The following is a 12,397-nucleotide window of genomic DNA, read 5'->3' on the forward strand; positions in this document are numbered from 1 at the left end:
CACCTTAAGTTCATTATCCTTTGAGAGCGGCATTGAGCTTGGTCATCGTATCGTGGTTGTCTTTCATCATGCCGGTCATGACTTGCCACACCTGTTGCATATCTTCAATAACCTTAGCGATATCCTCGGTCATTCCATCAATCACATGCTGATTGGCCAACATCCAGGCATACAGCTCTTTCGCCTCGGCTCTTAGCATATCGGCTTGATAATTCATGGTAGTACTGTGAGCACTGGCCGAGCCATCAGCAACCATGGCTGCCCCACCGGTGATTCTCGCCAGACGGCTAAAACGAGCGGCCATTACCGCCATTTTTGAGATCTTGGCTGTTGTTGTTGCCGCCGTCGTTGCGGAAGCAGTGACTGTCGCTGCAGCGGCTGCACCACCAGTCCCTGCAGCAGTAGCCTGGGCAGTTGCCGTTGCTGCTGTTGAAGCAGCACTGGCTGACCAACCGGCAGCCGCGCCACCAAGACTCAATGCAAGAATGACGACCGACCAGAACACCATCGCGCCAATCATGGCCCCTTTTTTATCTGCACCAAATGCCTCAAACATCGCGGCAACACCCTTGTTCATCCAGTCACCGGTTTCGGAAGAAACAGTCATCATCACGGTTAAAGCCAGAGCAGCGGCCATCAACCCCATGGCAACGGGCGAACCAACCCCTGTAGCAAACATAACGACCATCACAACGGCCATGAGGGCTACGGCTATATAACCAAATATTCTACTGATCTGCCCCGATTCTTTAGCTTTTTCCGCTTTTTCAATAGATTCGGCAATCTTTGCTAAGCGTTTTTCTGAAATCTGCTGTCGCTGTTGCTCATTGATTTTTATATTCTCCTGGTTAAAGACCAGACGGCTATCCTGCAACTTGGTCTGAATCCTCATCAACATCTCTGTTGCAGCATCCACATCAAGGTGTTTATTTGCATCAAGGAAAGTTGCATTAAAGGCCTTCAGTTCAGCTTGCAATTCTTTTTGCAGGTCTTTGGGCCCCCCTTTCAGGTTGGCAACCTTATTGAAGGTATCGGCGAAAAGATCGCTCAGCTTTTCAAGCGAGTCATCACCAGCAAGCTTGCCACCCACTTGAGCAGAAAATGAATGCATACTCTTCAACGAATTATCTGGATCATTCGGGTCAGCAATTTTCAGCATTCCATCAATCAGATCTTCACTGTATCCCATGGACAACAGATGATCTTTGTTGCTCTGCATAGAGCTGATGTGACTGGCCAGGGGATTTGGTCGCCCTCCTGTCCCTTCTTCGAAGGATTTCAGATCACCAGTGACTTGACCCAGAACGTCCGGACCACCTTGTTCGATCAGTTCCTCAGATGCCAGACCAAGCTTTACCGCTTCAGGGTCGGTTTGACTCAGCTTCTGGATTTCTGAATAAACAGAGATCTCTTTGAGGACTTTCTGAGAAGGAGAATCTGAACCTTTTACAGGTGCATCCAGATTGTGCTGGGACTTAATGGGGGGAGCAATATCCTCCTGCTTCTTATTCGTCGAAACCGTGTTCTCTTCCGAGTAACCTCGATTGACGCTGTCTTTTAGATCAACCCGATCTTTCTGTTGTTGTTGCAGGAGCGAGGGGTCTATACCCGACTGACCGACCTGTTGCTGATTCTGAACCGCCGAATGATGCCCCTGTTGAATATTCGCCATTCTGCGTACTCCTTATCTTATTTTAGATTTTCCAGCATATTTTTGGCTCGATCCAGGTCCCCAGCATACTTCGGGCTATCACCGGCCCAGTCAATGGAGGTTTCATAGGAAATCCGAGCATTTTCCCTGTCGCCTTTTGCCAAGTGGCAATCACCGATATACATCATTGGGCGGGGATCATCAGAATCCAGAAGCGTAGCAAATGAGAAGATTTCTATGGCGCTGTCATATTGTTTCTGCATTTGTTGACATGCGCCCAATCCCAGAAAGTATTTACGATTGAAGTGGTCGTAAAAACACAAGAATTGAAAAACTTTTTTTGCTTCTTCGTACTTCCCTCCCTGATAAAGGTTGTAGGCAACTGAGTAAATTGCCTCCATGGCATCATCACTCATGTTTTTCAAATCTTTGAAGGTCCCCCCCTCACCGAAAAAATTCAGGAGCTTATCTTCAAGTTCTGAACCTTCATAATCATTCAAATCCTCATTGTTCACGTGAGACTCCTCCATGAGTTAACGCATATTTTGAATAATAGTACTTATTGACTGGAAGTACTTGTTGATAAAATTAGAGAGCATTTCGAAGGTCTGGTTGTACTTATTGATCGTCTGTTGAAGTTTGGTCGTTTGCAATTGTGATTGACTGGTCAGTGACTCGATTTTTGATTTCAAATGCTCAATATTGGCATCCCATTCGGCAGAGTTATGCGAATCATCATTTCCGCTTCGATCGGTCCCGGCACCCAGCTTATTCCAGAAGTCAAGCATATCCTGTGTCATCAAAGAATGGCCTGATGTACCTGCCGCCGCCTTTTTTTCCTTAGCTTTGGCCAAATACGAATTGGCTTCTTCCAGCAAGTCGTTCTTCTGATTGATGGACTCAATCTGTTCTTCCAATTGTGTCTGCAGGATATCTGCCCGCGCCGTCAAGACTCCCATAATTAAGGCATCCAGACTGGGTTTGGTAAAATCCACAGGTTCACCCAACAAGTAGGCATTAATCTCTGAAGCCCCGGGACCTATGTAATTATCACCATTCCAGTTGGCGGGATTACTGACCTCCTGAACCAGGGCAACCGGTGCCTGTAGATAGACCAGCTGTTGTGACGCCTGATCCATCTGGCCCGTATATCTGAGCGAATTCAGTGTCTGTTTGTTAACGGAGTAAAAGTGGGTAGGCGTTAGCGAGTTACCCTGATCATCCGGGTCAGCCATTGATAACAAAGCCTCAATCTGGGCATCGCTATAGCCGGCAGCTCGGAGTGAACCAATCCTCGCATCATTCAATGCAATGATTCTGGTTGGGTTGTTTCCAGATTCAGAGCTGGCCGAATCTGCGCTGCTAATCGAGGTACTCATTAGTGACTCCCTGTATTTTTGGAATATCCATTAAATCACTTCTTTAAATCTAGGTTATCTAACTGCGTTCTTGCCAATTACACCTTGACTGACCATTTTTTATAAAAAAAAGAAATTAAAAAAACCATTTAAATTCTTTTTGATATGTGATCAAGAAAGTGTTTCTTAGCGACCCTCTGCTCGTAGTCCGAAGCCTCAATTCCAGCAAAAGCTTCATTAATCTCATCGCTATCAAATATTTCTTGCAGGAATACTGCTCTGGATTCCGGGGTTCGGAGATCAACTGGAGTTGGCTGATCGCCATTTTTACCATGCTCCACTTTTGCCTGTTGCAAATGCTCCTTTGCGCAACCAAATACAGCTTTACCAAGTTCAGTAACCACAAGGTCCTGATAGTTCTCTGTGGTCATGTCAGCCTTATTACGTTTTGACTCTCTTCTGTGATTCTGTTTCTGATTAAACCAATCGGAAATGCCATCGCGAATATTGATAAGAAATGCTTGCTCTCTTACATTCAAATTCGAAGTGTCATTAAGATCAATATCAGATTGCTGGGGTTCAAGATGACGCCTTAATACCCTTTTGTAACGTACTGCCCTTGCTTCCTGCCGCCCTTCATCAAGACTGCCGCCAGAGTCTGTTTTGTTTGGAAATTCAATCGCTGTTTCAGGCGTAGAAGTTTGCATAGGTGAAGGAGTTGGCTTCACTTCTGGCCTAACCTGACCAAACCGATCCATTATTCTATCGTTTCTATCATTTCTATAAGCCTTTGCGGCACGTAAAAACTCCATCAACAGATCAAAAAACTCGATCCCCTTAAGATCCTTATCAGCAAAATTTGCCAGCCGACGGCGCACTTCACCGATGGTCAGTGGTGGAGCCTCTGGATCCGGGGCAAGCCTGGGGTCAGGGAATTTCAAGCGAATTTTATCCTCCAAATGTTTAATAAATTCTTTGGTAGGATTTATTAAATTCATAAGCCGATTTACTTCACTTTGAACCGCATGCATCCTGGCATGCTGGATAGTATCAGAACCCTTGATATCCCGATGGTCTGCAATATGGCGAAACTGGTCAATAAGTCTTTCCGCAGCAGCAGATACCTCTTCTAAGGTCTGTTCATCGATCTTTCTGTTCGGATCCCGGGAATTCCTGTTCCATTGCTCTGGAACATGAGACTCATTTGAGAACGGGCTGAAATTTTCATTAATGAGTTGCAGAAGCTTCTCAAGATTCTGCGCAAGATCATCGTCATTCTGTTCCCCCACAGTTTGCGTTGCTGCAGTAGAGACCTTATTTTCTCTGACCGGTGGCTTACCTTCGCTATTGGCGACAGACTGTGGCTGTGATTCGGTCATCACGAACTTGCCATCCGTTTCATCAGCCTTAGTGCGCGGGCTAGTGCCAGATTCAGTCTTAGTGGGTTTCTCTGGGTCAGTCCGTGTTCTGCCTTCATGGGTTTGCTGTGGATTCGGGTTCTGACCATTGTTAGTCTGTGATGGATTCTGTTCATTACTGAAAAATGTGTTACGTATTTTTACTCCTATAGCCAAGCCCAGAAAAGTCAGGGCACAAATTCCACAAACAGTTGCACCAATAATCAAACCATAACCGCTTGCCGCCGCGAGACAGATGAAAAAAGCGACGATAAAAATCACAAATCCGGCCCATAGCGGATTCTTTTCGATCCAATTGCCAAGTTTTTTGAGTGCAGCTAATATCCGCTGACCGATTGTCTTTTTGGTTGTTTTACCCCCGCCTTTAATATCAACTGAGCCCTCGCCCTTAACGACTGGAGCATTATCAACACGCCCCCCCTCAATCGAAAGGCTTTCGACTGCCAACTCATCTTTCAACGCTGTCGTCTCGGCACCATCCTCAGGCGTTTTAACAGCAGGAAACTGCAACTGATGATCAGGAGACAAAAGATCTCTATTATCGTTTATAACCTCGCTCATAGCAGTGCCAATTTCAGAAAACTGATCACCAGACTCATCAACTCCCAAATTGTGAGGTGCGTCAGCAAGCTCAGAGGTTATCGATAGAAGATCATCATCATCAACCTGTAACGCAAAGTCTTCAATGGTATCGTCATCCCAGTCCTCATGAGCACCTGAATAAGCGCTTGATGGACGGGAGGGTGAATGGCTGTCAAGTTCGTAAGAAGTCGGCGATTCTGTTTCAGGAGAAACAGGTTCTGACACTTGGCCATTGTCAACAGAAATGCCCTTATCGGACTCAGGAGTTGTATCCATAAGCCATGGCGGCTCAGGTTTAACTGCTCTAACGGTTCTTGAGGGTGTGGATGGATTCGGAGATGAAGCAGGGTTTTGTCGACCCAGGAGCGTTGGACGACGGCTATCCATTACCTGAACATCCACTCTCTTACCCTGAGAATTAACAAACGTACCCGTCCTCCCGGTTGTAAGGAATGGGGGCGAGCCATTTGTTGACGATGCCTGAGGGCCTGCAGATGAGGGAAGTGGTGCGCTTTCCATGCGAATTCCTTTTCAAAAATCTCCGACATATAAAAGAAAAGTCTAGTTGATGGATAAAAAAACAAGGCTCTTGTAGGATTTCAGACTGCTACTGGGTTGAACATTGCTGAAGCCCTTTATCTACAAAGGTTGTCAGCATATTGTCCGGTAATGTTGCTCAATCCTTGTTTTTCGTGACCTACAGTCAGTTTTCACTGTAGAGCAGTTCGTAATCAAAATAGAGCCAAAAACAAAATCAATAAACAACTGACGGCTTTAGCCAGTGGGTTCGTATGACGGACTGAAGATCCAGCGGACAGGTCAAAGATGTGTTGTTTTAGTCTTCAGCTCCCGGAGTTGTCATCTACGTTGCAACATAATGGAAAAGAGCGTAATAAACTCTATATAATACCCAGCAATTTCATACTGACCTCACACAGAGATTGACTGTCAATGAGCTATTCATCGGTTCCTGCTGGTAAAAATCTGCCAGAAGATATCTACGTTATCATCGAAATCCCTGCCAATGCTGCGCCAATCAAGTACGAAGTTGACAAGGATATGGATGCCATCCTGGTTGACCGCTTCATGGCAACCCCAATGTTCTACCCCGCCAACTACGGTTACATCAACCAGACTCTGGCTGACGATGGCGACCCTCTGGACGTCCTGGTGGTTACCCCCTACCCGGTTATCCCGGGCTCGGTGATTCGTTGCCGAACTGTCGGCATGCTGAACATGTCTGACGAAAAAGGCCGTGACGAGAAGCTGATTGCCGTGCCTCACGACAAGCTTTCCACCATCTACAAAGACGTCAAAGAGTACACTGACCTGCCAGCCCTGCTGCTCCAGCAGATTGAGCATTTCTTTGAAAACTACAAAGATCTTGAGCCAGGCAAGTGGGTCAAGATTGATGGCTGGGAAGGTTCCGAAGCTGCGCTGGAAGTCATCAAGAAGTCTGCCGCCAGCTACAAAGGCTGATTTCTCGGGTAGCTCAGGCCCCGGCCTGAGCTATTCCAGCCATTTCTACTGTTTTCTTTTCTCTGTAAACCACTCTCTGCTTGCATCTGTGATATATCGCTGCACAATAAATAGTATTCGCCATTATAAACAGCAGCTTATATGCCAACATATTATCTCCGCCTGACCTGCTCCCTTTTTCTGGGTCTGTTATTCTCATTGTCTGCGCAGGCAAACCTGAGTCAGCTATTCGGGACAGAATCCAGTAAAAACCGGGACTTTCTTCCAGTTGAAGAAGCCTTTCAATTCACTGGAAGAATTGAACAGGGTACGGCGATCATTGATGTTGCTGTAACACCAGAGCACTACCTATATAAGCACCGTTTCACTTTTACCCCGATAGCCGATATCTCAACACTGGATTCGGCTGATTATCCTGCCGGTGAATCGATTTTTGACCCTTATTACAACAAAGAACTGGAAGTATTCAGTGAAAACCTGGTTATCAAAGTTCCTGCCAGTCATTCAGGCAACCTGCCTGAGCTGGAAATCGGCTTTCAGGGCTGCGCCAGCGCCGGACTGTGTTATCCACCCCATAAAGTTGTTATTCCATTGGTTACCCGGGCAGAAGCCAGCAATTCACCCATTTCAGCCAGTGTTACCCCAACGGTGGCACCAGACTCTAAAAATACCTTCCAACAGCAGCTGGAACAGAACAGTCTGCCGATTGAATTACTTCTGTTTATTCTGGCAGGTATTGGCCTCAGTCTGACACCCTGTGTTCTGCCAATGTTCCCGATACTGTCCAGCCTGATCCTGGGAACCAGGACACAGGGTAAAACCAGGACCATTGCCCTGACGATGACCTACATACTCACCATGTCAGCCACCTTTGCCATCGCAGGTACGTTAATGGGGCTGTTTGGTGCCAGTCTAAACCTTCAGGCAAAGCTCCAGTCCCCATGGATGCTGATCCCTATGGCAATGCTCTTCGTGCTGCTGGCCCTGAGTATGTTTGGCCTTTACGAGTTGCAGCTGCCCGCCAGAATTCGGGACAGGCTCAATAACAGCCAGCAAAAATCAGGCAGCTTGTCGGGGGCTGCCGTGATGGGGATGTTGTCCGCCCTTGTGGTTTCCCCGTGTGTCTCGGCCCCACTGGCCGGTGCACTGGTCTATATCAGCTCAACAGGTGATGCCCTTTTTGGTGGGCTGACACTGTTTGCCCTGGGCCTGGGCATGGGCATTCCCTTATTTGTCCTGGCTTTAGGTGGAAGACACTGGCTGCCAGAGTCCGGGCCCTGGATGAATGGGGTCCGTTCATTCTTTGGTGTGTTACTCCTTGGCGTTGCCATCTGGATGCTGGAAAGGGTTCTTTCTCCATCAGTCACGCTTTTCCTGTGGGGTGCTCTGCTAATTGGCAGTGCCGTGTTCCTGGGCGCTCTTCACAGCAGCCTGAATGAAGCACACCAGAAGCTCCGACAGACCGTCGGCATACTCTGCCTGATATACGGAGCTTGCCTGATTATTGGCGCAGCTATGGGCAATAGTGACCCGTTGAAACCTTTATGGGGCAAAAGCAGCACTTCAACAGACAACATTACCCACCAGGCAGAGAGTTCCGGCTTCAAGACGGTCACGACACTGAATGAACTGAATAACCTGCTGGCAGACGCAGCCCTGAACAACCTGCCGGCCATGGTGGATCTCTATGCTGACTGGTGCATATCCTGCAAGGTCATTGAGCGGACCGTTTTTCCTGACCCGCTGGTCACTGACCAGCTCGCCACAATATCCCTGATCAAGCTTGATATCACCAACAATACGTCGGAACACCAACAGTTTCTCAATCAACATCAACTGTTTGGACCACCAGCCCTGCTGTTTTACGATGCCAGTGGGAATGAGTTCTCTGCCCTGAAATCCCAGGGTGAAATCACCCCTTTGCAGCTGCATCGAAAGCTGACAAAACTTCTTGCAGCCTCCGAAACAATTACCGATGTCTGAACATGCCTGAAACAGGCATGAAATTCTTCTTAACTGTCGTTAACCTCCTGTAACACGCACAAACTGGACGCACTCTTGACAATGGTGCAAAATGGCTGATCAGTAACGATGGCAATGCACTTCAGGAAGGTCAATTGCGTTGTCCGGTTTGTCAAACCATGTTGACTGCTGAAGCCCTCCCACTGGGCTGGGTCACAATGGTGACAATGGTGGTCTTTAAGAGGATGAACATGGCCGACATTCTTGTGCTCAATGGTCCAAACCTGAATTTGCTTGGCTCCCGGGAGCCCGGTGTATACGGTGCAACCACACTTGAACAGATCTGCCAGAACCTTGTCCACCTGGCTACTGAAGCAGGCCTTCAGCTGGAAAGCTTTCAAAGCAATGCAGAACACATTCTGATGGACCGTATTCATCAGGCAGGTAATGAGGGCGTACGCTTCATCATCATCAACCCGGCCGCTTTCACCCATACCAGTGTGGCGCTGCGGGATGCGCTGCTTGGAGTCGCTATTCCATTTATTGAAGTACATCTTTCTAACATTCATCGCAGGGAGCCTTTCCGTCATCACTCCTATTTCAGTGACGTAGCTGAAGGAATCATTGCCGGACTGGGACCTAAAGGCTATGAGCTGGCACTGTCTGCTGCTATTGAAAAACTCACCAGACAACCAGAATCATAAGATGGCGAACCCATTCATCAGTACGTTGTTCAAAAGCACATCACAGCGTTCTGATTCATTTTCATTACAGTGCAGCTGTTTTTAAATAACGTTTAAACAACCGCACTGTCAGGCAAAACTGACGATCGGGGATCGTGCGACTCACAGAGTCGAGCGAACAATTTCTTGTAAAATCAACCACACTGGCTGGCCAGCCCCGCCAGTACAAGCATTTGAGACTGACAATGGATATCAGAAAAGTAAAAAAGCTCATTGAGCTGCTGGAAGAGTCAGGTATTGATGAACTCGAAATCCATGAAGGTGAAGAGTCCGTTCGTATCAGCCGTTATTCGAAAAGTGCTCCTCTTGCTGCAGCACCTGTTGCTTACCCGGCAGCCGCACCTGCTCCAGCCCCCGCACCGACGGCAGAAACTGCATCCTCTGCACCAGCTGCTGTAACGGAACCAGTCATCTCCGGTCATCAGGTCAAGTCGCCCATGGTTGGCTCTTTCTACAGCGCTCCGTCACCGGATGCCCCTGACTTCGTCAAAGTCGGCCAGCGGGTTAAGGAAGGTGATGTGCTCTGCATTGTTGAAGCCATGAAGATGATGAACCAGATCAAGGCCGATAAATCCGGCACCATTGAAGCTGTTCTGGTAGAAAATGGTCAGCCTGTTGAGTTCGACCAGCCCCTGTTCACTATTGTCTGATAATCGCCTGAGAATCGCGTTATGCTCGATAAAGTCGTAATAGCCAACCGGGGCGAAATTGCGCTCAGAATATTAAGAGCCTGCAAAGAGCTGGGCATCAAGACCGTTGCGGTTCACTCCAAGGCTGATGCTGACCTTATGCATCTGCACCTGGCGGATGAGTCCGTCTGTATTGGTCCAAACAACCCGGCAGACAGTTATCTCAATATTCCTGCCATCATCAGTGCTGCCGAGGTGACTCACGCCACTGCCATCCACCCGGGTTACGGCTTCCTGTCCGAAAACGCAGATTTTGCTGAACAGGTAGAACGCAGTGGCTTTACCTTTATCGGGCCTTCAGCAGACGTTATCCGCTTGATGGGAGACAAAGTTTCCGCGATCGAAGCCATGCAGAAAGCCGGTGTGCCAACGGTTCCGGGCTCCAACGGATCACTTACTGACGACCATAGCCACACAATGGCCATTGCCCGGGATATCGGTTATCCCGTCATCATCAAGGCCGCCGGTGGTGGTGGAGGCCGAGGTATGCGTGTGGTCTACAACGAGGAGGACTTGATTAGCTCCGTAGCCCTGACCAAATCAGAAGCCGGTGCTGCATTCAACAATGACACGGTTTACCTGGAAAAATTCCTGCAGAATCCCCGTCATGTGGAGTTCCAGGTGCTGGCCGACGGTCAGGGCAACGCCATTCATCTGGGTGACCGAGACTGTTCTCTGCAGCGTCGTCATCAGAAGGTTATTGAAGAAGCCCCTGCGCCGGGGATTCCGGAAGATAAGCGTCAGGAAGTGCCCAGTGCCTGTACCCGTGCCTGTATCGAGCTGGGCTACAAAGGCGCTGGCACCTTTGAATTCCTGTATGAAAACGGCGAGTTCTATTTTATTGAAATGAACACCCGGGTTCAGGTTGAGCACCCGGTAACCGAAATGATCAGCGGCATTGATATTGTCAAAGAGCAGCTGAGAATTGCCAGCGGACTGCCTCTGAGCGTTCGTCAGGAAGACATCGAGCTCAAAGGCCATGCCTTCGAATGCCGTATCAACGCCGAAGACCCAAAAACCTTTATGCCATCACCTGGCAAGGTGTTGCAGTTCCATGCACCTGGCGGTAATGGCGTTCGCGTTGATAGCCATCTGTACAACGGTTACAGCGTGCCTCCTTACTATGACTCACTGATCGCCAAGATCATCAGTTATGGCCCGGATCGGGAAACGGCCCTTATCCGGATGAAGAACGCACTGGATGAAACCGTTATCGAAGGGATTAAAACCAATATTCCTCTTCACCAGGACCTGGTGACTGATCCTTACTTCAAGGAAGGCGGTGTCAGCATTCACTATCTGGAGAAGAAACTGGTTGAATAATGTCCAGTTTTATACACCTGCATAAAATAAAGGCCATCTCCCACCGGAGTATGGCCTTTATTTTACTGGCTGATCAGCCAACGTATGTTTATGAACCACGTGTGCTCAGCTACAATAGGCAGCTTATGTTGCACGAATTTCTTTCCTGAAGAACAGGCTGGAATTCTTATCGCTTTTCATTCTGGATAACACAATGTCTTGGATTCAAGTCAGGCTGGATACAACTTCTGACCACGCTGAAATTCTGGAAGACCTGCTTCTGGAAGCGGGTGCCTGTGCAGTAACCCTGCAGGATGCAAAAGATCAGCCTGTCTATGAACCAGAGCTGGGTACGACACCTCTGTGGAATAATACCGTCGTTGTTGGCTTGTTTGACGCCCAGACCCGTACCGATGATGTCATCCCATTTCTGAAAGAGAATGCCGGGCTGAACCCTTTCCCTAATCACAAGGTCGAACTGGTAGAAGATAAAGACTGGGAAAGAGAGTGGATGACCCACTTCCACCCCATGCAGTTCGGTGAGCGCCTGTGGGTTTGCCCCAGCTGGAAGGAAGTTCCCGATCCTGAGGCGGTTAACCTGATGCTGGACCCGGGCCTGGCCTTCGGCACCGGGACGCACCCCACCACTGCACTCTGCCTGCGGTGGCTGGACCAGCAGACTGACCTGACCGGCAAAACAATTATCGACTATGGTTGTGGATCAGGCATTCTCGCCATTGCTTCTCTATTGCTTGGCGCCAAATCGGCTGTCGGCGTTGATATTGATCCGCAGGCACTGGAAGCCACTATCGAGAATGCCAAACGGAATAACATCCCGTTGGATAAGCTGGAGGTTTTTCTGCCAGATGATGAGCCATCCGATCAGGCAGATGTAGTACTGGCTAACATTCTTGCTGGTCCTCTGACTCAACTGGCTCCCAAACTGGCAGGCCTGACCAGGAAAGAGGGTTCCATTGCTCTGTCCGGGATTCTGGCTGAGCAGGCAGATGAAATAATTCAAGCCTATGATCAGTGGTTTGCCATGGACACTGCAGTCATCTATGAAGGCTGGGCCATGCTCTCTGGCAAGCGACGTTCATAAACAGGCATTGATGTAATGCAGGTATGGTAGAACTGGTTATTCCGGTTTTTTCAATAGAAACTGAAGTGCCTGCACTATCAATTAGACTGGATTCAGCACGGGGGCTCTGGT

10 protein-coding genes are annotated in these 12,397 nt (G+C 48.5%); 6 read left to right on the forward strand and 4 right to left on the reverse strand.

Going from position 1 to position 12,397, the window contains the following annotated elements:
* Window positions 1–13: 13 nt before the first annotated feature.
* The 4 genes from sctE to MJO57_RS24895 form a co-directional block, all read right to left on the reverse strand.
* Entirely contained in the window at window positions 14–1,672 is a 1,659-nt protein-coding gene (gene sctE / locus MJO57_RS24880) for a type III secretion system translocon subunit SctE (RefSeq protein WP_252019600.1), read from the reverse strand.
* A gap of 17 nt (window positions 1,673–1,689) precedes the next feature.
* Window positions 1,690–2,166, reverse strand: a complete 477-nt coding sequence (locus MJO57_RS24885; RefSeq protein WP_252019601.1) for a SycD/LcrH family type III secretion system chaperone — start codon at window positions 2,164–2,166, stop codon at window positions 1,690–1,692.
* An 18-nt stretch (window positions 2,167–2,184) separates the two neighbouring features.
* Window positions 2,185–3,030 (reverse strand): hypothetical protein, encoded by an 846-nt coding sequence (locus MJO57_RS24890; RefSeq protein WP_252019602.1) that lies wholly within the window; start codon window positions 3,028–3,030, stop codon window positions 2,185–2,187.
* Window positions 3,031–3,158: 128 nt separating this feature from the next.
* Complete coding sequence (locus MJO57_RS24895) at window positions 3,159–5,411, reverse strand: hypothetical protein (RefSeq protein ID WP_252019604.1); 2,253 nt, start codon at window positions 5,409–5,411, stop codon at window positions 3,159–3,161.
* A 549-nt stretch (window positions 5,412–5,960) separates the two neighbouring features.
* On the opposite strand from MJO57_RS24895, the gene ppa reads away from it, so the two are divergent.
* The 6 genes from ppa to prmA all read left to right on the forward strand — a co-directional run bounded on the left by ppa (window position 5,961) and on the right by prmA (window position 12,286).
* Window positions 5,961–6,488, forward strand: a complete 528-nt coding sequence (gene ppa / locus MJO57_RS24900; protein ID WP_252019605.1) for an inorganic diphosphatase — start codon at window positions 5,961–5,963, stop codon at window positions 6,486–6,488.
* Between the two features lie 198 nt (window positions 6,489–6,686).
* A complete protein-coding gene (gene dsbD / locus MJO57_RS24905) occupies window positions 6,687–8,471 on the forward strand; it encodes a protein-disulfide reductase DsbD (RefSeq protein ID WP_252019607.1) in 1,785 nt (594 codons plus the stop codon).
* A 230-nt stretch (window positions 8,472–8,701) separates the two neighbouring features.
* Complete coding sequence (gene aroQ / locus MJO57_RS24910; protein ID WP_252019610.1) at window positions 8,702–9,154, forward strand: type II 3-dehydroquinate dehydratase; 453 nt, start codon at window positions 8,702–8,704, stop codon at window positions 9,152–9,154.
* A gap of 224 nt (window positions 9,155–9,378) precedes the next feature.
* Window positions 9,379–9,843 (forward strand): acetyl-CoA carboxylase biotin carboxyl carrier protein, encoded by a 465-nt coding sequence (accB, locus tag MJO57_RS24915; protein ID WP_252019612.1) that lies wholly within the window; start codon window positions 9,379–9,381, stop codon window positions 9,841–9,843.
* A gap of 21 nt (window positions 9,844–9,864) precedes the next feature.
* Complete coding sequence (gene accC / locus MJO57_RS24920; protein ID WP_252019615.1) at window positions 9,865–11,205, forward strand: acetyl-CoA carboxylase biotin carboxylase subunit; 1,341 nt, start codon at window positions 9,865–9,867, stop codon at window positions 11,203–11,205.
* Between the two features lie 193 nt (window positions 11,206–11,398).
* Entirely contained in the window at window positions 11,399–12,286 is an 888-nt protein-coding gene (gene prmA, locus MJO57_RS24925; RefSeq protein WP_252019617.1) for a 50S ribosomal protein L11 methyltransferase, read from the forward strand.
* The last annotated feature ends 111 nt before the right edge of the window (window positions 12,287–12,397 follow it).

Source organism: Endozoicomonas sp. SCSIO W0465 (assembly GCF_023716865.1).
Classification (GTDB): Bacteria; Pseudomonadota; Gammaproteobacteria; order Pseudomonadales; family Endozoicomonadaceae; genus Endozoicomonas.